The sequence below is a fragment of the Micromonospora carbonacea genome, from assembly GCF_014205165.1.
GTDB classification, from domain to species: Bacteria; Actinomycetota; Actinomycetes; order Mycobacteriales; family Micromonosporaceae; genus Micromonospora; species Micromonospora carbonacea.
In genome coordinates, this window is the sequence record NZ_JACHMZ010000001.1 from 720,223 (window position 1) to 745,179 (window position 24,957).

Here is a 24,957-nt window from a genome sequence, read left to right on the forward strand (position 1 = left end):
CGACGCGCTAGGGTCGACCCGTGGCGGCGCGGAGATCCAGAATTCCAGCGACGAAGTATCCGGTCGAGCGGTTCACCCTCGGCAACGGCCTGCGGGTGGTGCTCACCCCCGACCGGAGCGCACCGGTGATCGGGGTGGCGGTCGTCTACGACGTCGGCATCCGCTCCGAGCCCGAGGGACGCACGGGCTTCGCCCACCTCTTCGAGCACCTGATGTTCCAGGGCTCGGAGAACCTGGAGAAGCTGGCCCACTTCCGGCACGTGCAGGGCGCGGGCGGCACGTTCAACGGGTCCACCCACCACGACTACACGGACTACTACGAGACGCTGCCGAGCAACGCCCTGGAGCGGGCGCTGTTCCTGGAGGCCGACCGGATGCGCGGCCCCCGGCTGACCGAGGAGAACCTGCGCAACCAGGTCGACGTGGTCAAGGAGGAGATCCGGGTCAACGTGCTCAACCGGCCGTACGGCGGGTTCCCCTGGCTGACCCTCCCGCCGGTCATGTTCGACACGTTCCCCAACGCGCACGACGGCTACGGCTCCTTCGACGACCTGGAGTCCGCCACCGTCGACGACGCGGCAGACTTCTTCCGCCGCTACTACGCCAGCGGCAACGCCGTCCTCGCCGTCAGCGGCGACGTCGACGTCGCCGAGGCCACCGCGCTGATCGAGCGGCACTTCGGCGACGTGCCGGCCCGGCCCGCCCCCGACCGCCCCGACTTCGCCGAGCCGGACCTGACCGCCGAGCGGCGCTCGTCGTACACCGACGCCCTGGCCCCGCTGCCGGCGGTGGCCTCGGCCTGGCGGGTGCCCGACCCGGTCACCGACTTCGCCGGCTACCTGCCCTACGTGGTGCTCGCCGAGGTGCTCACCGACGGCGACGCGTCCCGGCTGGTCGAGCGGCTGGTCCAGCGGGACCGCGCGGTGACCAGCCTCGGCGGGTACGTGGGCTTCATGGGCGACCCGTTCGACGTGCGCGACCCCACCGCCCTGCTGCTCCAGGCGCACCTGCCGCCCGGCGGCGACGTCGACAAGGTGCTGCGCACCGTCGACGAGGAGCTGGACCGGCTGGCCACCGACGGCCCGGCCGCCGGCGAGCTGGCCCGCACCCAGGCCCGGATGGCCACCCACCTGCTGCGCGACACCGACGCGGTGCTCGGCCGGGCGCTGCGGATGGCGGTGCTGGAGCAGCAGCGCGGCGAGCCGGGGCTGCTCAACGACCTGCCCCGGCTGGTCGGTGAGGTCACCGACGAGCAGGTCCGGGCCGCCGCCGCCACCCTGCGGCCGGAGCGCCGCGCGTCCATCGAGGTCATCGCGGGAGGCGCCCGATGAGTGTGGCAGACGTGTCGCCGCGGGCGTTGCCGCCGCTCGGCCCCAACCGCAGGCTCAAGGTGCCGAAGCAGGCCGAGCGGAGGCTCGGCAACGGGCTGACCGTCATCGCGGTGCGCCGCCCGGCCGTCCCCCTGGTCGAGCTGCGGCTGTGGATGCCGACGGGCCGGACCCACCTGGCCCGGGGCGCGATGCTCGCGCAGACCATGCTCTCCGGCACGCAGTCGATGACCAGCGTGCAGATCGCCGCCGAGCTCCAGGCGGTCGGCGGCGGGCTCTCCGCCGGCATCGACCCCGACCGGCTGATGCTCTCCGGCGCGGGCCTGGTCACCGGGCTGGACCGGATGCTGGAGATCCTGGCCGACGTGCTGACCGGCGCGACGTACCCGGGTCAGGAGGTCGGCACCGAGCGGGACCGGCTGGTCGACCGTATCCAGGTGGCGCAGAGCCAGCCGGCCCACCTGGCCCGCACCGCCCTGCTGCGCCGGGTCTACGGCAAGCACCCGTACGCGGTGCAGACCCCCGAGCCGGAGCAGGTGCGCGCGGTCCGGCCGGCGGCGCTGCGCCGGCTGCACGCCGAGCGGGTCCACCCGGCCGACGCGGTGCTGGTGCTGGTCGGCGACGTGCAGCCCGAGCGGGCCCTGGACGCCGCCGAGAAGGCCCTCGCCGCCTGGAACGGCGGCGGCCACACCGCCGAGCTGCCGCCCGCCCCGCCGCTGGAGCCGGGCCCGCTGCTGCTGGTCGACCGGCCCGGCTCGGTGCAGTCGTCGCTGCGGATCGCCCTGCCGGCGGTGCCCCGCACCCACCCCGACCACGCCGCGCTGCAACTGGCCAACCTGGTCTTCGGCGGCTACTTCTCCTCCCGCTGGGTGGAGAACATCCGGGAGGACAAGGGCTACACGTACGGGCCGCACTCGCTGGTCGAGCACTCGGTGGCCGGGTCGGTGCTGGTCGCCGGCGCCGAGGTGGCCACCGAGGTGACCGGGCCGGCGCTGCTGGAGACGACGTACGAGCTGGGTCGCCTCGCCACGCTCCCGCCGAAGCCGGACGAGCTGGAGCAGGCCCGCCAGTACGCCCTCGGCACCCTCCAGCTCGGCATGTCCACCCAGGCCGGGTTGGCGTCGCTGACCAGCGCGTTCGCGGGCAGCGGGCTGCGCCTGGAGTTCCTCGCCGAGCACGCCGCCCGGCTGGCGAAGGCCACCGTCGACGACGTGGCCGAGGTGGCCCAGCGCTACCTGGCCCCGACCGGGGCGGTCACGGTGGTGCTCGGCGACGCCGAGCGGATCGCCCCCGCGCTGTCGGCCATCGCCCCGGTCCGCACCGAGCCGGTCCGGCCGTGACCGCCGTGGGCGGGCCGCACCGGGGCGGGGGCGGGGAGACCGCCCCGCCGCTGGCCCGTTCCACCCTGGACCGGGCCGCGCACCGGCGCACCGACCCGCAGTGGCTGGCCGAGGCGTGGGAGCGGGCCCGGGTCCTGGTGCTCGACTCCGCCGCCGACGGCCGGGCCCTGGTCCGCGCCGGGGCCTCCCCGCCGGAGCTGGTGCTGCTCGGCTCGGGCGAGCTGCCCGAGGTGCCCCGCTCCGTGCCGATGTTCCTCGGCGTCGAGCCCGACGGCGTGCCCGTGTTCGCGGTGGACTCGCCGCTGCCGGAGCTGCCGGGCACCCGGGCGGTGGGCCTGCGGGAGGTCGGGCACCTGCTGCTGGACCGGGACGCCGGCATCTTCACCGCCGCGCTGGCGCTGACCAACTGGCACGCCCGGCACGGCTTCTCCTCGGTCACCGGCCAGCCGACCCGCGTCGACGAGGCCGGCTGGTCCCGGGTGGACGAGACCGGCGACCGGGTCTGGCCGCGCACCGACCCGGCGATGATCGCGCTGGTGCACGACGGGGCGGCCGGGCCTGAGGGCGCCTGCCTGCTCGGCAGCAACGCGGCCTGGCCGCGCACCGGGGGGCACCGCCGCTTCTCCTGTTTCGCCGGCTACGTGGAGCCCGGCGAGTCGGCCGAGGACGCCGTCGTGCGCGAGGTCGGCGAGGAGGTCGGGGTCGCGGTCGAGAACATCACGTACGCGGGCAGCCAGTCCTGGCCGTTCCCCGGCTCGCTGATGCTCGGCTTCGTCGCCCTGGCCGACCCGGCGCAGCCGGTGCGCGTGGACCCGACGGAGATCGCGTACGCCCGCTGGTTCACCCGCCGGGAGATCGGCGCGGCGCTGGCCGGGCGGCCGGTGGCCGTGGACGGCGACGGCGAGCACCTGCTCCTGCCCCCGCCGTCGTCGATCGCCCTCTTCCTGATCCACCGCTGGCTCGACGGCCACTGCTGACCCCGGCCGGCGCGCCGGGTTCCCGGGCCCGCTCGCGCCGCTGCGGTGAGTCCCGCCCCGCCGGGTTCAGCGGGCGGCGTCGTCGATCGGCAGCACCTTGACGCGCTGCCTGCCGCGCCGGACCGCGCCCACCGTGGACAGGGCCCGGGCCAGCAGCAGGGCGGCCTCCCGGTCCTCGGCGTGCACCACCTGGCGGCGCGGCTCGGGGGAGACGGTCTCGTCGCGCACCCGGCCGCCGCCGGCCCAGGCGACCGCGATGTCGACGTCTGCGGCGGCACGGATGTCGGTGCGAACGATCAGGAACCGCATGGTGGTCTCCGATGCGACGGTGACGGGCGGCACTCGGTGGAAGTTCCACGTCACTCTGTCGACACATGTTACGCCCGACCGGCGTCCCAGCAAGTGGAACGAGGCGTTCGGCGGCCCGGATCCCCCGATCGGATGACGGCGCGCCGACCCTGGTCGCGGGCCCGGACACGGATCGGGGCCGCCGGCACGGGCCGGCGGCCCCGATCGGGCCGGGACGGTCAGCTCAGGTCGAACTGCCCGTTCTTCGTGCCGGCGAGGAAGCCCGCCCAGCCGGCGCGGTCGAAGAGCAGCACCGGGCCGCCCCGGTCCTTGCTGTCCCGCAGCGCCACGGCCGCCGGGCCGCCGCGCAGCGGGGCCACCTCGACGCAGTTGGAGGTCTGGCTGCGGGTGCTGGTCCGCCAGGGCGCGTCGGCCAGCCGCCGGGCGAGAACGGAGGACACGTCGGGGATCTCGTTCATGGTCTGCTCCTGATTGGACTGTACCGATGGAACGAGTGGCTGCGCGCGGCCGGGCGGGCCGTGTCCGGCGTCGCCTCGGCGGGTCACCGATCCGTCAGGCGGTCGGAGTGCCGGCGGCGTTGGGCCGGCGCCGTTGCCGACCCGTTGGCCGCCGTGGACGGGCCTGCCGCCTCGGCCAGCCGCCCCGCCGCCTCGAAGAGCCAGGAGGTGGTGTCCGCTGCGGAGAGCGCCGCCGAGCGCAACCACTCGAAAGCCACTTTATAGGCATTTAGGGTGTTTGCCTCGGTCGACATGGCGTTGGTGAAGCCACCTTCTATCGCCAACGTCTCCGGATCGAGCGGGTCGGCGAACCGGTAGATCGAGAACGCCGTCGGCGGGAGGTACCAGTTGCCGATCGGGGTGTCCCGCAGCAGCACGTGCAGGGTGACGTGCGGCAACACGGCCAGCTCGCAGAGCTGGGCGAGCTGTTCCCGCAGCACCTCCGGCGGGCCGGCCCGCCGGCCCAGCGCCGACTCCTCCAGCACCGCCGTGTAGCGCGGCGCGTCGTCGGGGTGGCTCAGCAGCGACTGCCGGGCCACCCGGGCGGCCACCTCGTCCTCCGGCGACCCGACGTGCTCCGACTCGCCGGCCCAGAACTCGACCTGGCGGGCGGAGACGATCCGCAGCCGGGCGTACCCGATGGTCTGCAACAGCCCCGGCACCAGGACCGGGTTGTACTCCAGGATTTCGGCGCAGCCCGCCTCCAGCTCGGCGAAGCTCCGCTGCTGCGGGGTCATCACCGAGTATCTGCGCAGCCAGCCCCGCATGTCCCCGGCCTCGCCGGTGATGCCGAGCAACTCGTCGCGCTGCGCTTCGGTCACGCCGAAGAGGTCGAGCAGGGCGGCGACGTCGGCGGGGTCGGGACGGCTGCGGCCGTTCTCCAGCCGGGACAGTTTCGACGCGGATGCCCAGCCGACCCGCGCGATGACCTGGTCACCGGTCAGGCCGGCGGCTTCGCGCAGCTTACGCAGCTCAAGGCCCAACCTGCGGCGGCGCAGCACTGGGCTCGGTCCGGTAGGAGGCACGGTGTCCTCATCTCCGTCGACCGCCGCGGGACGCGACGGTAACTGTATGAAATTCGCCCCCCACGGTCAGTATGGACGGCGCGGCCGGCGTCGGGAGCCTCCGACAGGCGCGTGTCTTCCAGAAACCGTCCCGCCCGACAGCCGAGAACCCCCTCCCCGCCCCGAGAAGAGGAACCCGATGCGCACCGTCCTGGGTCGCCCCGACTTCCGCCTGCTGTTCGGTGCGCTCCTGGCCAGCATGGCCGCCGAGTCGATCCTGCTGCTCGCCCTCGCGATCTGGGTCAAGGATCTGACCGGCTCCGACGGGCTGGCCGGCGCGACCATCTTCGCGATCATCGCGCCGATGATGCTCGCGCCGCTGGTCGGCTGGGTCGTCGACCGGTACCCCCGGCGGCCCTTCTTCGTCGCCGCGAACCTCGCCACCGCCGCCCTGCTCACCCCGCTGTTCGCGGTCTCCCGCCCCGGCGACATCTGGATCATCTACGTGGTGGCGGGCCTCTACGGGCTGTCGTACCTGACGCTGAGCGCGGCCCTGGCCGGGCTGATCCGGCAACTCGTCCCGGTCGAGCTGCTGGCCGACGCCAACGGCGTGCTGCAGACCGTGCGACAGGGACTGCGGCTCGCCGGCCCGCTCGCCGGGGCCGCGCTCTACGCCGCCGTCGGCGGCTGGCTGCTGGCCGGGCTGGCGATGGCCGGCTTCGTCACGGCCGCCGCCGTGGTCACCCTGCTACGCGCCCCCGAGGACACGCCCGCCGACGGCGGGTCGCGCTGGACGGCCGAGCTGGGCGCCGGGCTGCGGCACCTGGTCGGCGAGCCGGCGCTGCGCCGGGCCCTGCTCGGCTACGGCCTCGGCTCGCTGGTGATGGGCTTCACCGAGTCGCTGATCTTCGCGTACGTCGATCAAGGCCTGCGCCGCGACGCCACGTTCGTCGGCGTGCTGGTCACCGTGCAGGGCCTCGGCGGCCTGGTCGGCGGCCTCTTCTCCGCCGCCCTGGTGCGCCGCGCCGGTGAGGTCGGCGCGCTGGCCGTCGGGGTGACCCTGTTCGGTCCCGCCGCCCTCGCCCTGGCCTACCCGGCCCTCTGGCTGGGGTTCGCGGCGCTGCTGCTGGCCGGGCTCTCGCTCCCGCTGATCACCGTGGGCCTCAACACGCTGATCCAGCGCCGCACCCCGGCGGGCCTGCTGGGCCGGGTGGTCGCGGCGGCGGAGGCGCTGGTCAGCGGCCCGCAGGCGGTCTCCATCGGGGCCGGTGCGCTGCTCGTCGGCGTGCTCGACTTCCGGCTGCTGTTCGTGCTCGTCGGCGTGGTCACCACCGGGGCCGGCGTCTTCCTGTGGCGGGGCCGCCGGCTCTCCGCGCCGCCCGCGCCCAGCGTGCCTCGCATCCCGCTGCAACGCCGGCCCGCCCCGGCCGCCGGGTCCGAGGCCGAGCCGCAGGTGGCGCGCCCCGCCCGCTGACGCGCGGAGGTGGCCGCCCCCGGCCTGGGCGCGGCCACCTCCGGACGGGCGCGGGGCCCGGTCAGCCGGGCAGGCCGGCGAGGTGCTGCTTGACCTGGGTGATCGACGGGTTGGTGAGCGCGCTGCCGTCGGCGAAGCGCAGCGTCGGGACCGTCTGGTTGCCGCCGTTGACGCTCATCACGAACTCGGCCGCCTTCGGGTCCTGCTCGATGTCGACCACCTGGTAGGCGATGCCCTCCCGGTCGAGCTGCGACTTGAGCCGGTGGCAGTAGCCGCACCACGGGGTCGAGTACATCGTCAACATGATCGCGTCCTCCAAGGTCCGTTCCGCCCGTCCGGTCAGGCCAGGCTAACCGCTGCAACATCCGGGGGAGCTGAGATGATTCCTCGCTGTGGGGGTTCACTCAGGCTCGGAACGGGTGCTCGCCGGGCTGGACCCGGAGCAGCGCGCCGCGGTGACCGCCCCGGCCGGCCCGGTCTGCGTCCTGGCCGGCGCCGGCACCGGCAAGACCCGCGCGGTCACCTCCCGCATCGCCCACCGCGCCCTGACCGGCGAGGTCTCCGGGCGGCACGTGCTCGCGGTGACCTTCACCGCCCGCGCCGCCGCCGAGCTGCGGGCCCGGCTCACCGCGCTCGGGGTCGGCGGGGTGCAGGCGCGCACGTTCCACGCCGCCGCGCTGCGGCAGGTGCGCTACTTCGCGCCCCGCCTGCTCGCCGGGCGGGCCATGCCGGAGCTGCTGGACAGCAAGGCGCGGATCGTCACGCTCGCCGCCGCCCGGGTCGGCCTGCGTGCCGACCGGGCCGCCGCCCGGGACCTGGCCGGCGAGATCGAGTGGGCCAAGTCGTCCCTCGTGGAGCCGGGGGAGTACGTGGCCGCCGCCGCCAAGGCCCTGCGCGACACCCCGCACGAGCCGGCGAAGGTGGCCGAGGTCTTCGTCGCGTACGAGCAGCTCAAGCGGGCCAACGGCGTCATCGACTTCGAGGACATGCTGCGCGCCGCGGTCTGGGGCATCGAGGAGCACCCCGACGTCGCCGAGCAGGTCCGGGGGCAGTACCGGCACTTCGTGGTCGACGAGTACCAGGACGTCAACCCGTTGCAGCAGCGGCTGCTGGAGGCGTGGCTCGGCGGCCGGGACGACCTGACCGTGGTCGGCGACGCCAGCCAGACCATCTACTCGTTCACCGGGGCGACCTCGGCCTACCTGGTCGACTTCCCCCGCCGCCACCGCGGGGCGACCGTGGTCCGGCTGGTCCGCGACTACCGCTCCACCCCGCAGGTGGTCGGCCTGGCCAACGCGGTGATCTCCCAGGCCCGGGGCACCGAGGCACGGCTGCGGCTGGAGCTGGTCGGGCAGCGCCCGCCGGGCCCCGAGCCCGAGCTGCGGATCTTCACCGACGAGCCGGCGGAGGCCGCCGCCGTGGCGACCCGCTGCAAGGCCCTGGTCGACGCCGGCACCCCGGCCCGGGAGATCGCCGTGCTGTTCCGCACCAACGCCCAGTCCGAGGCGTACGAGAAGGCACTCACCGAGGCCGAGGTGCCGTACGTGGTGCAGGGCGCCGAGCGGTTCTTCGAGCGGGCCGAGGTGCGGCAGGCGATGGTGGCGCTGCGGGCCGCCACTCGCTCGATCCCCGGCGAGACCCCGCTGCGCGACGCCGTGGTGGAGGGGCTCGCCGCCGTCGGCTGGGCCCCCGACGCCGCCCCGGCCGGCGGCGCGGCCCGGGAACGCTGGGAGGCGCTCGCGGCCCTGGTGCAGCTCGCCGAGGAGCACGCGGCCAGCCCGCCCGTGCTGCCGATCGGCGAGGCCGCCGCCGTGCAGCGCCTCGTGACGCTGGCCGACTTCAACGATGAGCTGGCCCGCCGCGCCGCCGCGCAGCACGTGCCGACCGTCGAGGGGGTGACCCTGGCGTCCCTGCACTCCGCCAAGGGCCTGGAGTGGGACGCCGTCTTCCTGGTCGGGCTCTCCGAGGGCACCCTGCCCACCACGTACGCGCGCACCGCCGAGCAGGTCGAGGAGGAACGCCGGCTGCTCTACGTCGGCATCACCCGCGCCCGGGCGCAGCTCTGGCTGTCGTACGCGGTGGCCCGCTCGCCGGGCGGCCGGGCCCGGCGGCCGTCGCGGTTCCTGCCCCAGCTCGACCGCTCCGGCGGTCCGACGGAGCGGGCCGGCGCGGCGACGCCCCGGCGGGCCGAGCGTCGCCGCAACCAGGTGGTGTCCTGCCGGATCTGCGGCGCGACGCTGCTCGCCGGCCCGGACCGCAAGCTCGGCCGCTGCCCGACCTGCCCCTCGGACATCGACGAGGAGCTGTACGAGCGGCTGCGCGACTGGCGGGCCCGGGTGGCCGCCGCGCAGAAGGTCCCCGCGTACGTGGTCTTCACCGACGCCACCATCACCGCGCTGGCCGAGCGGCGGCCCGGCCGGGCCGAGGAACTGGTCGCGATCGCCGGCATCGGCCCCCGCAAGATCGGCCTGTACGGCGAGCCGGTGCTGGCCCTCGTGGCCGGCGCGGCGGTCGACGAAGTCTGCCCCGAGAAAACTTTGAAAATCGACCCGTAAATTCGTTTGCCCTCGCCCCGGGGCGAGGAATAGCCTCAGGGCACACCTCGCGAGCAGCGCCATTCCGGCTGCTCACGGGGGTGGAGACCCAGTCGGCATCGAGGAAACGTCAGGGAGGTGGCACCAATGGAGATCTACACCAACGAGCGTCCGCTGGCGCTGCCCGCTGCCGTCGCTCCGCTGTCGGCTGTCCGGGTGGTCCCGGCCGCTCGACCGTCGGCTCCGCAGGCGCACCAGGTCCAGGTTCAGGCCGAGCTGAACCTGACGGTCGCGCCGCTCACCGGAGCCGAGGGGACCAGTGGCTTCACGGGCATGGACATCGAGGGCGCCAAGCAGGGCACCGATGTCCGCGGCGTTCCACCTCGAGGTAGACCGGTCTGATCACCAGACCAACCGGCTCACCTCGAGGCCGCGGAACCCGCTACCGGGATCCGCGGCCTTAGTTTTTGCCCCGCCGAAGTACGTCGGCAGTCCGATCCACGAGATCGAAGTGAGAGAGAGGTGACCGGGAGATGAGTCTGGCGTTGGCCCCCGTCGACCTGAGCGTCGAGCTGGAGGCGAACCTGCCCTGCCGGAAGTTCGACCCCGACCTGTGGTTCTCCGACCAGCCCGCCGAGCTGGAGTTGGCCAAGTCGCTCTGCGGGGACTGCCCGCTGCGCGTCGAGTGCCTCGCCGGCGCGGTCGAGCGGGCCGAGCCCTGGGGCGTCTGGGGCGGCGAGATCTTCGAGCGTGGCGCGGTCGTCCCGCGCAAGCGGCCCCGGGGCCGCCCGCGCAAGGAGGACGTCGCGCGCGACGCCGCACTGAAGGTCGAGGCCGAGGCGCGCCTGGCGGCCAGTGGGCTGTCCACGTCGCGGCACGCCGTCCGGTTGGCTGCCTGACACACCCGATCCGCACCACCCCGCCGGTGTCCACCGGCCCGAGCAAATCAGAGAAGGTCGATACGCATGCTGCACATTCCCCACGGCGCCGTCGAGCTGCAACTACTCCACGAAGCGTTGTCCCGGGCCCGAATGCCCCGGCCTCAGGCCGGTCGCACCACCACGAGCACTGAGGCAACCCGCACCACCCGAACCGCCCGTACCGTCGCGATGAACAGCCGCAACCAGTCGGCACGCGACCTGGGCGTCCACTGACCGATCACCACACCCGCGCGGGGCGGGTCGGCCGCCGGCCGACCCGCCCCGCGTCGTCGTACCGGGGTACCGCTAGCGACCCGCCCGTCGCCCCTCGTCAGGTGGCGCCTGCCGCCCGGCGCGGCGCAGTCCGTCGCCCCGACGCGGCCCGTGGCCCCGGATCAGCCGACCGGGGCGAAGCCCGGCAGCCAGCGCTCCAGGATCGACCGGTACGGCGCCTTCGCCTCCAGCTGGCACAGCACCCCGATCGAGCCGAGCGTCACCCGGTGGATCAGCAGGTACGACGGCGGCAGGTTGAGCTGCCGACTGAGCTGGTACGCGGGCGAGCGCGGGCTGGCCAGCCGGGTCGCCTCGGCCCGCAGCCAGGCCCGGGTGAACCGGAACTCCTCCTCGGCCACCGGATCCAGCATGGGCCGGATGAAGTCGAGCACGGCCTGGGCGTCGATCTGCTCCGTCCGGCTGACGAAGCCCTCCTCGCGCAGCCCGTCGACCACCGCGTCCGCCTCGCCGCGCAGGGCCAGCCCGGCCAGCCGGCCGATTGGCTCGGGCGTGCCCTCCGGCATCCGGGCCACCGCGCCGAAGTCGATGACGCCGAGCCGGCCGTCGGGCAGCAGCCGGAAGTTCCCCGGGTGCGGATCGGCGTGCAGCAGCCCGGCGCGGGCCGGCGCGGACAGGTGCAGGATCGCCATGAGCCGGCCGGCCTCGTCGCGCTGCTCCTCGCTGCCCGCGCGGATGATCTCGGCGAGCGGGGTGCCCTCGATCCACTCGGTGACCAGCACCCGGGGGGTGGCGGTGAGCACCGCCGGAATGAAGATCTCGTCGTCGCCGGCGTACGCGGCGGCGAAGGCGCGCTGGGACTCTGCCTCCAGCTCGTAGTCCAGCTCCTCGGTGATCCGCTCCCGCAGCTCGACCAGCAGCGGCTTGACGTCCAGCCCCGGCTGGATCGCCCGGAACATGCCGCCCAGCCGGGAGAGCTGCTTGAGGTCGGCCAGCAGCGCGTCGCCGGCCCCCGGATACTGGATCTTGACGGCGACGTCCCGGTGCGCGCCGTCGTCCGGGTCCCGCCACACGGCCCGGTGCACCTGGCCGATGCTGGCCGCGGCGGCCGGGGTGTCGTCGAAGGAGACGAAGCGCTCCCGCCAGGCCGGGCCGAGCTGCTCGGCGAGCACCCGGTGCACGGTGGCCGCCGGCAGCGGCGGGGCGGCCTCCTGAAGCTTCGTGAGGGCCTGCCGGTAGGGGGCGGCGATCTCCTCGGGCAGGGCCGCCTCGAAGACCGACAGCGCCTGGCCGAACTTCATCGCCCCGCCCTTGAGCTGGCCCAGCACGCTGAACAGCTGCTCGGCGGTGCGCTGCTGGATCTCGGCGGAGATCACGTCGGACGCCAACCCGGTGACGCGCTTGCCCATGCCGAGGACGGTCCGGCCGGCGAAGCCGAGCGGCAGAGCGGCGAGCTTGGCGGTCCGGGACACGGCCCGGCGCGGGATGTCGGTCACCCGGCCATTGTTACCGACTCGGCGGCCCTGCGGCTGCTCCGCTGCCGGGCCGGAGCCGCCCGCCCCCGGATCGTGGCGGCCCAGCCCTCGTCCCGCCCTCGGATCGTGGCGGCTTCGCCCTCGGCTCGTGGCGGCCCAGCCATCTCCCCGCCCTCGGATCGTGGCGGCCTCGGCCCCGGCTCGTGGCGGCTTCGCCCTCGGATCGTGGTGGTCCCGGCTCCCCGGGATCGTGGCCGTCCGTGGTGCCGCCGGGGCCCGCCCCGGGGTCAGTGGCCCGGCCCGGCGCAGCGGCACGACGGGTGGGGCGGCCAGGCCCGCCGGCGCAGCCGGCCCGCCCCGGCGATCTCCACGGCGCAGCCGAGGGTCTCCGGGGTGCCGCCGTCGAGGTGGGCCAGTGCCTCGGCGGCGGCGTAACCGGCTGCGGCGAGCAGGGTTGCCGTCCCGCCGGCCTGGCCCGGCGCGTCGGTGGCGAGCTGCGCGGCGAGCGTCGGCCAGCCCGGGTCCCGGTCCGTGCGGTGCAGGTCGACGCAGCGCAGGCAGGGCCCGATCGGCGGACGGACCAGCGGCCCGACCGTGGGCACCCCCTCGCGGAGGCCGAGCAGCAGGTGCGGTTGACGGCGCTGGGCGAAACCGGCAGCGACGAGGGCCGCCGGCCGGTCGAGGCCGAGCTGGAGCACGAGCTCGGGCCGACCGCCGCGCAGCGGGCGGGTGACGGTGCCGGGGGCGACCCGGTCCACCGCGTCGCGTAGGGCGGCGGCGAGCGGCCGGCCCAGGTCGGCGGCGGCGAGGCCCGTGCCGACCAGGTCGGCCGGGCACACCGGCCCGGCCAGGTCCGGGCGCACGTGCCCGACCCCGGCCTGGGCGAGCGCGACGGCGACCGGCGCGCCGAGCCGCCCGCCACCGGTGACCAGCACCCGCGCGGCCCGCCGTCGCCGCAGCACCTGGGCCGGCGTGCCGGGCAGCGTCGGAGCGGCGAAGGCCAACGCCCCGGCCTCCGCGCTGAGCCGCCGCCGCGCCGGGCCCGCGAGGTCGCGGGGAAGCAGCGTGTGCGCGGGTACGACCAGCCCGGCGGCGCACAGCGCGTCGACGAGTCCGCGTGCCTCGTCCCGTGCCACGTCGGCCCCGGCGGCGTGGGCGAGCACGAGGCGTTCGCTGCGGGTGCCGTCGAGCAGGTCGAGCACCCGCACGGCGCGGGGGTTGGCCACCTCGACGAGGACCGCCCGGCCCGGCTCCAGGCCGAGCTGGAGCGTGTGCCGGTCCCGCCAGAGGCGGGTCAGGCCGGGCAGCAGGATGGGGCGGGGCAGCGGATCGCGGGTCATGACGACGAATCGTGACCGAGTCCCTGCTTTCCGTCGATCGTTGTCCACAGGTGCGCACCCGCTTACGCAGGGTTGTCCACAGCAAGTCGCGGGTTATCCACAACCGGCCGGTAACCATGTCGGGTGACCGACACTCCCGCACCCCGGAAAGGCGACGGGGGAGGGCGGCCGATGGCCGCCCTCCCCCGTGCCGGACCCGGACGGGTCAGACCTTCGCCTTGCCCAGGATGCGGTTCACTGTTGTGCCGCACACCGGACACTTGCCCTTGGCCATGTTCATCCCGGTCTTCGAGACCTCGACGTGCCCCTCGAAGTCCCGCTTCTCCTTGCACTTCACGCAGTAACCGTTGTAGGTCTGGGCCTGGTCGGCCACGGTGTCCTCCTCGTCTCGTCCGCCGGTCAATCCGGTTCCGGCGGGTTGCCCGGCGGCGGGCCACAGGGGGCGCCGGCGCTGGGACTTCTCCGCGGCCACCCTCGTGACCGCTGGTCCGCGGACCCTACCCAGGTGCGGGCGGTTCCATGTCAGCTGTGCTTCGACACTGTGAGCAAGTCGACGTCGAGAGTGTGCATGCCGAATTACGTCGGATAAGTCAGTTTCGCGGGGACACGCCGGGTGAACCCACTCAGATCGCCCGAGAGGCGGCCCCGGGCGGGCGGCCGGCGGCGTGATCACATACCGTGGGGCGGAGGCGCGCGCCGTCCCGACGCGGCCACCACGAACCGTGACGGAGCCCTTCCGTGACGGTCCGCAAGGATTTTTTTCGGGACTCCTGGTCACCAACCATGACTTTCCGGGCGCGTGTCGTGGTGTTGACTCTTGCGGACCCCTGGTCAGTACCCATTAGCTTTCCTTCGTGACAGCAATCCAAGGCTGCGCGGCCCGCTGATGGCAGGGGCGCGGAAGCCGGTCGTCGAAGTACGGCGCAGCCAGCGCCGGCGACGCACGGTGTCCGCCTATCGCGACGGCGAACGGGTCGTGGTGCTGATCCCCGACCAGTTCTCCCGGGCCGAGGAGACCGAGTGGGTCGACCGGATGCTGGCCCGGTTGGCCGCCCGCGAGGGGCGCCTGGTCCGCACCGACGACGAGCTGTTCGGCCGCGCCACCCGGCTCCGCGGTCTCTACCTCGCCGAATACGGCGACCAGGCCGTCCCGGTGAGCGTCCGCTGGGTGACCAACCAGAACGGCCGCTGGGGCTCCTGCACCCCCGCCGACCGCACCATCCGCATCTCGCACCGCATCCAGGACATGCCCGACTGGGTGATCGACTACGTCCTGCTGCACGAGCTGGCCCACCTCATCGTGCCCAGCCACAACGCCCGGTTCTGGGCGCTGGTCGGCCGCTACCCGAAGGCCGAGCGCGCCCGCGGCTACCTGGAGGGCGTCGCCGCCGCCTCCGGCACCCCCCTACCCCACTAAATCCCCACTAACCCCCCCCACCCACCCGCCACCCTCACCCCCCGTGCCCCCGTGCCCCGCCCCACTCCGCCCCGCCCCGCCCCCGCGCCGATCTTGCAGTTGGGGCCCCGGCAAAGGGGGTGAAGCGGACTTTCGAGGGGCCGAAAGTGCAAGATCGGCGCGGGGGTGGGGTGGGGGAGAGGTGGTGGGGCGGGGGGAGAGGGTTCGTGGCGGGCTCGTCTAGGGTCGGCGGGTGGCCCGACGTGTGGTGGTGGCGTTGCTCGGCCCGGTGGCGTGGACGCCCCCGGGGATCGACCCGGCGGCCTGGCGGGCCGCGCTCGCGGAGGACGTGGTGGACCTGCTCGCCACCCTCCAGGAGGTCGAGACCGCGATCGCGGCCGTCCCGGCCGACCGTGCCCTGGCGGAGTCCGTCACCTGGCCCGGCATGGCCGTGTACGAGGTGCCCGCCGCCACCGGCACCGCCGTCCTCACCGCGCTGGCCGGAGCCGGGTACGACGAGGCTGCCGTCGTCGCCGCCGACGCCCCGGACCTGCCCGGCCTGACCGTCGGCAAGCTGCTCCGCCCGCTGACCACCCGGCCGGTGGCCCTCGCCCCGGTCGAGGGCTCCGACACCGGCCTGCTCGGCGTCGCGTCCCGGCTGCCCTTGCCCGCGTGGCTGCCCGAGGTCGACCTGGACGCCGCGCACCCGGCCGAGGTGCGCCGGGCCGCCCCGCGCCCCGGGGACGTGGCCGTCACCGCCGCCTGGCGGCGGATGCGTGGCCCGGCCGACCTGGCCGCCCTGGACCCCGCCGTCGAGGGCTGGGAAACCACCCGCGCCCTGCTCTCGGCCCGCCCCTGAACCCGCCTCCCGCTCCACCCCACCCGCCCCGCCGCCGCCCCGCCCGGCCCTCGGTGATCAAGAGCTTTGCGTCACCGTGGAGAGATCCACACTGACGCTTCTTTCTTGATCACCGGGGCGAGGTGGAGGCGGTGCGGGGTGGGGTGGGGGAGCGAGCGGGTGGGGTCAGGGTTGGGGGGTGGGGGGATCCGAGGGGCCCGGGGTGGGCGGGGGTTGTTCCTCGGGGCCGCCCGGAGCGGTGAAGTCGAAGGTGGCCAGCTCGTCGTCGAGGTCGAGCCGGGCCGTGGCGAACGCCACCGGGTCGGTGAAGTCGTCGTCGGAGGGGAGCAGGTCGGGGTGGCCCCAGACGGCGTCCCGGCCGGCGATGCCCCGGTGCTCGGTCAGCGCCGCCCACAGGGTCGCCGCCTCGCGCAGCCGGCGCGGGCGCAGCTCCAACCCGACCAGCGCGGCGAACGTCTGCTCGGCCGGCCCGCCGGCCGCCCGCCGACGGCGGAACGCCTCGCCGAGGCGCACCACGTTGGGCAGGCGCTCGCCGGCGGCGTCGTCGACCACGTGGCAGACCCAGCCCTCCACCAGGGCGAGCGCGGTCTCCAGCCGGGCCAGCGACGCCTTCTGCGCCGGGGTGTCCTCGGGGGTGAAGATGCCCTCCAGGGCGATCGCCTGCATCGACTCCGGGTCGGTCGGGTCGACCCGGCCCATCGCCTCCTCGATCGCCTCCCGGTTGACCCGGATGCCCGAGGCGTACGTCTCGACGGCGGTGAGCACGTGCCCGCGCAGCCACGGCACGTGCTCGAAGAGCCGCTGGTGGGCGGCCTCGCGCAGGGCCACGTACAGCCGGACCTCGTCCTCCGGCAGCTCCAGGCCCTGCCCGTACACCCGGATGTTGGCCGGGATCAGCGCGGCCGTGCCGGCCGGGCCGAGCGGCAGGCCGATGTCGCCGGCGGAGAGCACCTCGGCGGCGAGCGAGCCGAGGGCCTGGCCGAGCTGCCCGCCGAAGAGCGCGCCGCCCAGCGTCGCCACCATCGACTGCATCGGGCCGAGCTGGGCGCGGGCCTCCGGCGGCACCAGGTCGCCCATCGCGCCGACCATCCGGCTGGCCACCGGGTCGCACAGCTTGCGCCAGACGTCGAGCGTCTTGTAGATCCACTCGTTGCGGTTCCAGGCCAGCGAGGTGCGGATGCCCGTCGGCCAGGCGGTGGCCGGCTCCAGCCAGAGGTCGGCCAGGCGCAGCGCCTCCTCGACCGCGTGCCGCTCGTAGGGTGAGGCCGCCGGGTCGCCGGTGGCGGCGAGCTGACTGGCGGCCACCTGCCGGGCCAGGTCCCAGTTGACCGGTCCGCCGCCCTGCGCGGAGAGCAGGTGCTGCAACTGCGACATGAACTGCTGCATCGCCGCGGGATCGTTGGGGTCTGGTGGTTGCCCACCCGGGAGCGCGAAACCGAACGGAATATCAGGCACGACCTCTACGGTACGCGGGCTGCGCCCCAGGCAGCCGTCACCGGCGTTGCGCTGAGGGCGAAGTCCCCGTCACCCTCGGGCACCCACCGCCGCTCGGTACGCTCACCGCCATGAGACGTCGCGGCGTGACCGTCCTCCTGGGTGCCCTGTTGACCGCCCTGCTCAGCTTCGGCGTGCTCAACGCGCCCATCCCGTACGTGGTGCTCGGCCCCGGCCCGACGGTCAACACGCTCGGCACCGTGGACGGCAAGGAGGTCATCCAGGTGACCGGGCGGGCGACGTCCACCTCCGCCGGCCAGCTGCGGCTGACCACGGTCGGCGTGCAGCCCACGGTGCGGCTGCGGTCCGCGCTGGCGGGCTGGTTCTCCGCCGACGAGGCGGTGGTGCCGCGCGAGCTGGTCTACCCGCCGGGGGAGACCCAGCAGGAGGTCGAGCAGCGCAACGAGGAGGACTTCCGCAACTCGCAGACCAGCGCCGAGACCGCCGCGCTGCGGGAGCTGGGGTTCCCCGTGCAGGTGCTGGTCAAGACCGTGACGGCGGGCGGCCCGTCGGAGGGGGTGCTCAAGCCGGGCGACGTCGTCACCTCGGTCGACGGCACGCCGGTCACCAGCGCGGGCAAGCTCACCGAGCTGATCCGCGCCAAGCCGGCCGGCACCGCCCTGACCGTCGGCTACACCCGCGCCGGTGCCGCCGCCACGGCCCGGATCACCAGCCGGGAGTCCGACGGCCGGCCGCGCATCGGGGTCGAGATCGACCAGCAGCAGCCGCACCCGTTCACCCTCTCCATCGACCTCGGCGACATCGGCGGGCCGAGCGCCGGCCTGATGTTCGCCCTCGGGATCGTGGACAAGCTGGAGCCGGCCGACCTCACCGGTGGGACGATCATCGCGGGCACCGGCACCATCGACGACGAGGGCCGGGTGGGCCCGATCGGCGGGATCGCCCAGAAGCTGGTCGGCGCGAAGGACTCCGGGGCGAAGGTGTTCCTGGTGCCGGAGGCGAACTGCGCGGAGGCGGTGCGTAACCCGCAGCCCGGCCTGCCGTTGCTCAGGGTGGGGTCGCTGGCCGACGCGCTCACCGCCCTGGAGACCCTCCGTGCCGGGGGCCAGCCCACCCGCTGCTGACCGACGCGCCCGCCCGACCCGCCGCCCGGCGTGACCGTGGGCCGACACTCTCAGGAACACCCCGTACTCTGGGTGCCTGGTCGGAGCCGATCACATCGAGCGTGCGGAGCCAAACAGTGGTCATGCGTAGCAGCCCCCTGCCGAGGATGAGCCGGCGCGGACGCGTCACCATCGGCGTCCTGGTCGGGGTGTTCGTCCTCTTCACCCTCCTCGGATGGGGGGTGCAGGCGTGGACGGACTGGCTGTGGTACGACGAGGTGCGATACACACAGGTCTTCACCGGCGTGCTGGCCACCCGGCTGCTGCTCTTCCTCGTCGTCGGCCTCGCGATGGCGCTGGTCGTCGGCGGCAACCTCTGGCTGGCGCACCGGCTGCGCCCCAAGCTGCGGCCGCACTCGCTGGAGCAGGCCACCCTGGAACGCTACCGGATGCTGCTCGGCCCCCGGCTCGGCCTGTGGATCAGCCTGGTCGCCCTGGTGGTCGGCCTCTTCGCCGGGCTGTCGGCGCAGAGCCGGTGGAACCAGTGGCTGCTGTTCCGCAACGGCGGCGACTTCGGCGTCAAGGACCCGGAGTTCGGCGTCGACGTCGGCTTCTACGTCTTCCAGCTGCCGTTCTGGCGCTACGTGCTGGGCGTCGGCTTCACGGCGGTGGTGCTGGCCCTGCTCGGCGCGCTGGCCGTGCACTACATCTTCGGCGGCGTGCGCCTGCAGGGCGTCGGCGACCGGATGACCAACGCCGCGCGGGCCCACCTGAGCACGCTCGTCGCGGTCTTCGTCCTGCTCAAGGCCGTGGCGTACGTGCTCGACCGGCGCAGCATGCTGCTGGAGTACAACGAGGGCGCGAAGCTCTACGGCGCCGGGTACGCCGACATCAACGCGCTGCTGCCGGCCAAGGAGATCCTCGCCTACATCTCGGTCGTGGTGGCCATCGCGATCATCGTCTTCTCCAACGCGGTGATGCGAAACCTGGTGTGGCCGGGCATCTCGCTGGCCCTGCTCGGCGTCTCCGCCGTCGCCATCGGCGGCATCTACCCGTGGGCCGTGCAGACCTTCGAGGTCAAGCCGAGCGCCAAGGACAAGGAAGCGCCGTACATCGAGCGGAGCATCGACGCCACCCGGGCCGCGTTCGGGCTGGCCGACACGAAGATCCAGCCGTACGCGGCGAGCAACCTGGTGCCGCCGGCGAGCCTGGGCACCGACGCCTCCGTGGTGCCGAACGTCCGCCTGCTCGACCCGCAGCTCGTCTCCGAGACGTACACCCAGCTCCAGCAGGTCCGGGGCTTCTACGACTTCGGCCCGAAGCTGGACATCGACCGGTACGCCGCGGGCGGCAAGACCTCCGACTACGTGGTCGGCGTCCGGGAGGTCAACTACGGCGAGCTGACCGACCAGCAGAACACCTGGATCAACCGGCACACCGTCTACACCCACGGCTACGGGCTGGTGGCCGCGCCGGCCAACCAGGTGGTCTGCGGCGGCCAGCCGTACTTCGTCTCGGGCTTCCTCGGCGAGAAGACCCAGGAGGCGTGCTCCTCGCAGACCGAGCAGATCCCGGCCACCCAGCCGCGCATCTACTACGGCGAGCGGATGGAGCCCGAGGACTACGCGATCGTCGGGCAGGCCAACCCGGAGCGCAACGCCGAGTTCGACCGGCCGACCCAGACCGGCGGCGAGCAGTACTACACCTACACCGGCGAGGGCGGCGTCGAGATCGGCTCGTTCACCCGCCGGCTGCTCTACGCCATCAAGGAGCAGGAGTCCAACTTCCTGCTCTCCGAGGCCGTCAACGAGAACTCGAAGCTGCTGTACGTGCGCAACCCCCGGGACCGGGTGGAGAAGGTCGCGCCGTTCCTCACCCTCGACGGCGACCCGTACCCGGCGGTGGTCGGCGGCCGGGTGCAGTGGATCGTCGACGGCTACACCACGGCCGCGACCTACCCGTACGCCGAGCGGGTCAACCTCCAGGCGGAGACCACCGACGAGCTGACCGGCCGGGGCACGTTCCAGCTCGCCCGGGAGAACGTCAACTACATCCGCAACTCGGTCAAGGCCACGGTCGACGCGTACGACGGCACGGTCCGGCTGTACGAGTTCGACCAGACCGACCCGGTGCTCAAGGCGTGGAACAAGGCGTTCGGCGGGGACCTGGTGCTGCCGAACGACAAGATCCCGGCCGAGCTGCGGGAGCACTTCCGCTACCCGGCCGACCTGTTCAAGGTGCAGCGCAACCTGCTGACCAAGTTCCACGTCACCGACCCGGGCGACTTCTACTCGGCGCAGGACTTCTGGCAGGTGCCGAACGTGCCGGACAACCCCGACGGCGGGCAGAAGCAGCCGCCGTACTACCTGTGGACGCAGTTCCCGGGGCAGACCGCGCCGCGCTTCCAGCTCACCTCCGCCGTCACCCCGAACGGGCGGCAGAACCTCGCCGCGTTGATCTCCGGGTCGTACGTCGACGGCAAGCCGCAGCTGGAGGTGCTGGAGCTGCCCGACCAGACCCGGATCTCCGGGCCGGTGCAGGTGCACCAGCAGATGACCAACAACGCCAACATCCGGCAGCAGCTGAACCTGCTCTCGTCCAACCAGGCCCAGGTGCAGTACGGCAACCTGCTGTCGCTGCCGTTCGGCGACGGGATGCTGTACGTCGAGCCGGTCTACGTCAAGAGCAACCAGCAGGACGCGTACCCGCTGTTGCAGAAGGTGCTGCTCTCCTACGGCGACGGCGGCTCGTACGTGGTGCTCGCCAACAACCTGACCGACGGCATCAAGCAGCTCGTCGACCAGGGCAAGCAGGCCGCCGAGGGCGGGACCCCGCCGCCGACCGGCGGCACGCCGCCGCCGGGCGACGGCAGCAACGCCCCGCCCCTGACCGGCGAGCTGGCCGAGGCGGCGAGCAAGGTGCAGGCGGCCATCGCCGAGGTCAAGGCCGCCCAGACGTCCGGTGACTTCGAGCGGTACGGCCGGGCGCTCAAGGCCCTGGACGAGGCGATGACGGCGTTCCAGCAGGCCCAGCAGGCGGCCAGCCCGACCGCTCCGGCCGCCCCGTCGGGTTCGCCGTCCGCCTCGCCCAGCGGTGGTTCCGCCCCGTCGCCGTCGGCGACGGCAGGGGGATGACCAGCGGTTACGCCCCGGCCCGTGGGCCGTTTTGCGGCCCGCGGGCGCGGTGCGTTAGGGTTAACGAGCCGACGCGGGGTGGAGCAGCTCGGTAGCTCGCTGGGCTCATAACCCAGAGGTCGCAGGTTCAAATCCTGTCCCCGCTACTCGTTCGGAAAGGCCCCGGAGTTCGCTCCGGGGCCTTTCGCGTGGGCCGTGTCGAATCGGTCGGGCGGTGTCGGCGGATCGGCATCCCGGCGGTTCCGGCGCTCCGGCGGTGCGGCGCTCCTGGGGGTTCGGTGGTCCTGGGGGTTCGGTGGTCCGGTGCTGCGCCGGTCGGCGGCCGGGCTGAGCTGCGGTGCGGTGGTCCGGCGGCGGGCTTTCGGGGGGCCGCTGATCTCCGCCGCGGGGATGCGCTAAGCTTTGTGAGCCGACGCGGGGTGGAGCAGCTCGGTAGCTCGCTGGGCTCATAACCCAGAGGTCGCAGGTTCAAATCCTGTCCCCGCTACTCGTTCGGAAGGGCCCCGGAGTTCGCTCCGGGGCCCTTCGCCTTTCCCACCCCGCATGCGCGGGCCCTTCGCCTTTCCCGCCCCGCATGCGCGGGCCCTTCGCCTTTCCGCCGCACGCGCTGCCCCTCTCCACACCCCGCCGCGAGGCTCCGCGCGCCGCCGGGCACGCCGTCCGGCGAATCCCCGGCCGTCCCGCGTGCTCCACTTGCGTTCCTCGGCGAGGATGGGGGCATGTCTTCGTGGAACAAGTGGTGGGGCCGGCTCAGCACGGTCCTCGGTGCGGTCGTGCTGTCGGTCTTCGTCCCGGTCGCGGCCTGGGCGTCCACCGGCACGGGTGAGCTCGTGGTGGAGGCCGCCAAGCGGCGGTCGAGGGGCGGCGGCATCGGCTTCCTCGGGCTGCTGTGCTGCCTGGTCGTCGTCGGCGGGATCGTCCTGCTGGTGGTCCTGCTCATGCGCAACCGGCGCAACCGCCCGCCGCGCTGACTCCGGCGGCCCGTGGACCCGGCCCGGCCCGGGCCCGTGTGCCCGGCCCGGGCCCGTGTGCCCGGCCCGCCCCGCGTCCGCGTGCCCAACATCGCGCTCGAACCGGGAAAGAGTGGCCTCCGGCCACTCGGAGGCCACTCGATCCGCGATTGAGCACGATCTTGCCGGCGGTGACCCGAGGGCGGCCACCCGAGGGCGGCCACCCGCGGGCGCGTACCGAAAGCGGGCGCCCGGGGCCGGCGGGCACCCGAGAACGGGCACCCGCGGGCGGGCCCGGGCGGGCTGCGGGTCCTGCCGGCGGGTCAGGAGGCCAGGGCGGCCTCGGCCTGGGCGACGAACCGGGTGGCGGCCGCCCGGGTCCCGGCGCGGCCAGAGCGCACGCCCTCGGCCGTCTCGACCAGCAGGGCCCGGACCCGGGCGTGCCCCTTCGGCGGCGGGCCGGGGGCCGGGCCGAGCTGGTCGGCCACGGTCTCGGCGAGGGCGGCGGCGGCCTGCTGCCCCGGGTCGGCCAGGCTCTCCCGCACGTACCGGCGGATGGCGAGGTTGGGGCTCACCCCGCGTTCGTGGCCGAGGGCCAGGCCGGCGTCCATGTTGTTGGTGAGGAACTGGATGACGTCGGCCACCAGGGCGGGGTGCCGGGTGCCCCGGAAGCCCGCCCAGTACATCGAGGCGCGCGGCCACTGCGCCGCCGGTGGCCCGGGGAACGCGGCCAGGGCCAGCTCGTCCCGGGTCTGCCGGCGGAACTCGGGGAACTGGTGGGCCCAGGCGAACGACGCGGCCGTGTGGCCGGTGACCACCAGTTGCCGTCCCGGCTCGCCGCCGTCGGCCTGGTCCACCAGGGCGGCGCTCGGGGTGGCGCGCCGGGCCCGCGCGTTCTGCCACAGCTCGAACCAGTCGACCAGCTCGGTCGCGCCGAAGCCGAGCTGCCGGCCCTGGTACAGCTCGGTGCCCCCGGACCGCAGCCACAGCCAGAGCGCCCGGTGGTCCCCGGACGGGTCCATGGTGCCGGCCACCCGGCCGTCGGCGGCCCGGGTGACCCGGGCCGCCCAGTCGACGTACGCGGGCCAGGACATGCCGGTGCGGGGCTCGGCGACGCCGAGCCGGCGCAGCAGGCTGCGGTTGTAGACGAGGGCGGCGGTCGTCTGGGCGGCGGCGACCGCCACGGTGCGGCCGTCCACCTCGCCGTAGCGCGCCAGCTCCGGCGGGAGCCCCCGCAGGTCGAGCCTTTCGTCGGTGACGTACCCGCCGAGGTCGAGCAGGATCTCCCGCCGGGCGTACTCGGCGAGGACGGTGTCGTCGACCTGGATCAGGTCGGGCACATTGCCGCCGGCGGCCTGGGTGGCGAGCCGGTCGTAGTAGCCGGGCAGGCCCTGCCAGGTGACCCGGAAGCTGACCAGGTTGTTGCGGGAGGAGTAGAGCCGCAGCGCCTTCTCGGTCGTCTCGGCCCGGGCGGCGGTGCCGTACCAGAAGACCGAGAGCTCGACCGGCCCGTCCTCGACCGGGCGGTCGTCCTCCCGGCGGCCGCAGCCCGCGAGGCCGGTCGCCGCGAGCGGCGCCCCGAGCAACGCCCCGAGCAGCCGCCGCCGGCCCGGGTCCGGGCCGGTGCGGGGCGGTGGGGTACGGGCGTCGCGCACGGGTGCTCCTGGTCTGTCCGGCGGGGGTCGGACCATTTACACAGCCGGGGCGGGCGGGTGTCAACGGCCGCCGGCCCGACGGGTGGCCGTCCCGGGGCGTCCGCCGGCCCGTGGTGTACTAGGGCGCGTGGAACTTCTGCACTCGGGCAAGGTCCGGGACGTCTACGCCGACGGCGACGACCTGATCCTGGTCGCCTCCGACCGGATCTCGATCTACGACGTGGTGCTGCCGACCCCGGTGCCGGACAAGGGCCGCCTGCTCACCGCGCTGTCCCTGTGGTGGTTCGAGCAGCTCGCCGACCTGGTGCCGAACCACGTCGTCTCCGTCACGGACGTGCCGACGGAGTTCGCCGGCCGCGCGATCCGCTGCCGGCGGCTGGAGATGGTCCCGGTCGAGTGCGTCGCGCGGGGCTACCTCACCGGCGGCGGCCTCGCCGAGTACGAGCGCACCGGCGCGGTCTCCGGCGTGGCGCTGCCGAGAGGCCTGGTCGAGGCGTCGATCCTGCCCGAGCCGATCTTCACCCCGTCGACGAAGGCCCCCAAGGGCGAGCACGACGAGCCGATCACCTACCAGCAGGTGGTGGACAAGGTCGGCGCGGAGACCGCCGCGCGGCTGCGGCAGATCACCCTCGACATCTACTGCCGGGGGGCGGAGCTGGCCGCCGACCGGGGCATCCTGGTCGCCGACACCAAGATCGAGCTGGGCTGGGCGGCGGACGGCACCCTCGTCCTCGGCGACGAGGTGCTCACCTCCGACTCGTCGCGGTTCTGGCCGGCCGAGTCGTACCAGCCGGGCCGGACCCAGTTCTCCTACGACAAGCAGTACGTCCGGGACTGGGCGACCGGCGGCGGCTGGGACAAGCGGCCCCCCGCCCCCGAGGTGCCCGCCGAGGTGATCGAGGCGACCCGGGCCCGCTACGTCGAGGTCTACGAGAAGCTCACCGGCCGCACCTGGTCCTGACCGGCCCCGGCCCGC

The 24,957-nt window shown here is 74.2% G+C and carries 22 protein-coding genes and 2 tRNA genes; 15 read left to right on the forward strand and 9 right to left on the reverse strand.

The genetic code is table 11. From position 1 onward, the window contains the following. Positions 1 to 20: 20 nt before the first annotated feature. Genes HDA31_RS03300 through nudC form a run of 3 tightly spaced genes read left to right on the forward strand, consistent with a single transcriptional unit; the run spans position 21 to position 3,645 of the window. Positions 21 to 1,331 carry a M16 family metallopeptidase gene (locus tag HDA31_RS03300; RefSeq protein ID WP_074472656.1) on the forward strand — a complete coding sequence of 437 codons (1,311 nt, stop codon included), beginning with the start codon at positions 21 to 23 and terminating at the stop codon, positions 1,329 to 1,331. Then, on the forward strand, positions 1,328 to 2,668 hold the full coding sequence (locus HDA31_RS03305; protein WP_074472657.1) for a M16 family metallopeptidase: 1,341 nt from the start codon (positions 1,328 to 1,330) through the stop codon (positions 2,666 to 2,668). The genes HDA31_RS03300 and HDA31_RS03305 overlap by 4 nt, the downstream gene beginning before the upstream one ends. After that, positions 2,665 to 3,645, forward strand: coding sequence for an NAD(+) diphosphatase (gene nudC / locus HDA31_RS03310; protein ID WP_376701356.1), 981 nt, complete (start codon positions 2,665 to 2,667; stop codon positions 3,643 to 3,645). The genes HDA31_RS03305 and nudC overlap by 4 nt, the downstream gene beginning before the upstream one ends. A gap of 66 nt (positions 3,646 to 3,711) precedes the next feature. Here the strand turns inward: nudC and HDA31_RS03315 are convergent, their stop codons facing one another. From HDA31_RS03315 to HDA31_RS03325, 3 genes are all read right to left on the reverse strand, one after another. Beyond that, positions 3,712 to 3,954 carry a hypothetical protein gene (locus HDA31_RS03315; RefSeq protein ID WP_178066328.1) on the reverse strand — a complete coding sequence of 81 codons (243 nt, stop codon included), beginning with the start codon at positions 3,952 to 3,954 and terminating at the stop codon, positions 3,712 to 3,714. Positions 3,955 to 4,172: 218 nt separating this feature from the next. Further along, entirely contained in the window at positions 4,173 to 4,412 is a 240-nt protein-coding gene (locus HDA31_RS03320) for a DUF397 domain-containing protein (protein ID WP_074472658.1), read from the reverse strand. 83 nt (positions 4,413 to 4,495) lie between these two features. Then, on the reverse strand, positions 4,496 to 5,476 hold the full coding sequence (locus HDA31_RS03325) for a helix-turn-helix domain-containing protein (RefSeq protein WP_074472659.1): 981 nt from the start codon (positions 5,474 to 5,476) through the stop codon (positions 4,496 to 4,498). A 178-nt stretch (positions 5,477 to 5,654) separates the two neighbouring features. On the opposite strand from HDA31_RS03325, the gene HDA31_RS03330 reads away from it, so the two are divergent. Next, positions 5,655 to 6,929: an MFS transporter gene (locus tag HDA31_RS03330; RefSeq protein WP_178066327.1), complete on the forward strand. Its 1,275-nt coding sequence runs from the start codon at positions 5,655 to 5,657 to the stop codon at positions 6,927 to 6,929. 61 nt (positions 6,930 to 6,990) lie between these two features. On the opposite strand, the gene HDA31_RS03335 is transcribed toward HDA31_RS03330, so the two are convergent. Beyond that, a complete protein-coding gene (locus tag HDA31_RS03335; RefSeq protein ID WP_043965836.1) occupies positions 6,991 to 7,233 on the reverse strand; it encodes a mycoredoxin in 243 nt (80 codons plus the stop codon). An 88-nt stretch (positions 7,234 to 7,321) separates the two neighbouring features. Here HDA31_RS03335 and HDA31_RS03340 point away from each other — a divergent pair, with 88 nt between their 5' ends. The 3 genes from HDA31_RS03340 (at position 7,322) to HDA31_RS03350 (ending at position 10,362) form a co-directional block, all read left to right on the forward strand. Next, positions 7,322 to 9,484, forward strand: coding sequence for an ATP-dependent DNA helicase UvrD2 (locus HDA31_RS03340; RefSeq protein ID WP_178066326.1), 2,163 nt, complete (start codon positions 7,322 to 7,324; stop codon positions 9,482 to 9,484). Between the two features lie 126 nt (positions 9,485 to 9,610). Then, positions 9,611 to 9,865, forward strand: coding sequence for a hypothetical protein (locus HDA31_RS03345; RefSeq protein WP_178066325.1), 255 nt, complete (start codon positions 9,611 to 9,613; stop codon positions 9,863 to 9,865). A 131-nt stretch (positions 9,866 to 9,996) separates the two neighbouring features. After that, positions 9,997 to 10,362, forward strand: coding sequence for a WhiB family transcriptional regulator (locus HDA31_RS03350; protein ID WP_074472662.1), 366 nt, complete (start codon positions 9,997 to 9,999; stop codon positions 10,360 to 10,362). A gap of 416 nt (positions 10,363 to 10,778) precedes the next feature. Here the strand turns inward: HDA31_RS03350 and HDA31_RS03355 are convergent, their stop codons facing one another. The 3 genes from HDA31_RS03355 to HDA31_RS03365 form a co-directional block, all read right to left on the reverse strand. After that, positions 10,779 to 12,110, reverse strand: a complete 1,332-nt coding sequence (locus HDA31_RS03355; RefSeq protein ID WP_178066324.1) for an ABC1 kinase family protein — start codon at positions 12,108 to 12,110, stop codon at positions 10,779 to 10,781. 266 nt (positions 12,111 to 12,376) lie between these two features. Continuing rightward, the gene (locus HDA31_RS03360; protein WP_178066323.1) at positions 12,377 to 13,429 is read right to left on the reverse strand and encodes a hypothetical protein; all 1,053 of its coding nucleotides are present in this window, start codon (positions 13,427 to 13,429) and stop codon (positions 12,377 to 12,379) included. Positions 13,430 to 13,634: 205 nt separating this feature from the next. Further along, positions 13,635 to 13,802, reverse strand: a complete 168-nt coding sequence (locus HDA31_RS03365; RefSeq protein WP_007464795.1) for a DUF5679 domain-containing protein — start codon at positions 13,800 to 13,802, stop codon at positions 13,635 to 13,637. Positions 13,803 to 14,315: 513 nt separating this feature from the next. On the opposite strand from HDA31_RS03365, the gene HDA31_RS03370 reads away from it, so the two are divergent. Together HDA31_RS03370 and HDA31_RS03375 are read left to right on the forward strand one after the other, a co-directional pair. Further along, positions 14,316 to 14,846 (forward strand): M48 metallopeptidase family protein, encoded by a 531-nt coding sequence (locus HDA31_RS03370; protein WP_074472666.1) that lies wholly within the window; start codon positions 14,316 to 14,318, stop codon positions 14,844 to 14,846. Between the two features lie 232 nt (positions 14,847 to 15,078). After that, entirely contained in the window at positions 15,079 to 15,684 is a 606-nt protein-coding gene (locus HDA31_RS03375; protein WP_178066322.1) for a hypothetical protein, read from the forward strand. A 165-nt stretch (positions 15,685 to 15,849) separates the two neighbouring features. Here HDA31_RS03375 and HDA31_RS03380 read toward each other — a convergent pair whose 3' ends face one another. Next, positions 15,850 to 17,070: a zinc-dependent metalloprotease gene (locus HDA31_RS03380; RefSeq protein WP_074472668.1), complete on the reverse strand. Its 1,221-nt coding sequence runs from the start codon at positions 17,068 to 17,070 to the stop codon at positions 15,850 to 15,852. Positions 17,071 to 17,249: 179 nt separating this feature from the next. Here HDA31_RS03380 and HDA31_RS03385 point away from each other — a divergent pair, with 179 nt between their 5' ends. The 5 genes from HDA31_RS03385 (at position 17,250) to HDA31_RS03405 (ending at position 22,347) form a co-directional block, all read left to right on the forward strand. After that, a complete protein-coding gene (locus HDA31_RS03385; RefSeq protein WP_176734750.1) occupies positions 17,250 to 18,263 on the forward strand; it encodes a YlbL family protein in 1,014 nt (337 codons plus the stop codon). A gap of 122 nt (positions 18,264 to 18,385) precedes the next feature. Further along, complete coding sequence (locus HDA31_RS03390; protein WP_221486546.1) at positions 18,386 to 21,376, forward strand: UPF0182 family membrane protein; 2,991 nt, start codon at positions 18,386 to 18,388, stop codon at positions 21,374 to 21,376. Between the two features lie 72 nt (positions 21,377 to 21,448). Continuing rightward, positions 21,449 to 21,522: transfer RNA gene (locus tag HDA31_RS03395), tRNA-Met, on the forward strand. 267 nt (positions 21,523 to 21,789) lie between these two features. Further along, positions 21,790 to 21,863: transfer RNA gene (locus HDA31_RS03400), tRNA-Met, on the forward strand. A 232-nt stretch (positions 21,864 to 22,095) separates the two neighbouring features. Next, positions 22,096 to 22,347, forward strand: a complete 252-nt coding sequence (locus HDA31_RS03405) for a hypothetical protein (protein ID WP_074472671.1) — start codon at positions 22,096 to 22,098, stop codon at positions 22,345 to 22,347. A gap of 302 nt (positions 22,348 to 22,649) precedes the next feature. On the opposite strand, the gene HDA31_RS03410 is transcribed toward HDA31_RS03405, so the two are convergent. Continuing rightward, entirely contained in the window at positions 22,650 to 23,981 is a 1,332-nt protein-coding gene (locus HDA31_RS03410) for an ABC transporter substrate-binding protein (protein ID WP_246384130.1), read from the reverse strand. A 127-nt stretch (positions 23,982 to 24,108) separates the two neighbouring features. On the opposite strand from HDA31_RS03410, the gene HDA31_RS03415 reads away from it, so the two are divergent. After that, positions 24,109 to 24,942, forward strand: coding sequence for a phosphoribosylaminoimidazolesuccinocarboxamide synthase (locus HDA31_RS03415; RefSeq protein ID WP_178066319.1), 834 nt, complete (start codon positions 24,109 to 24,111; stop codon positions 24,940 to 24,942). Positions 24,943 to 24,957: the final 15 nt, after the last annotated feature.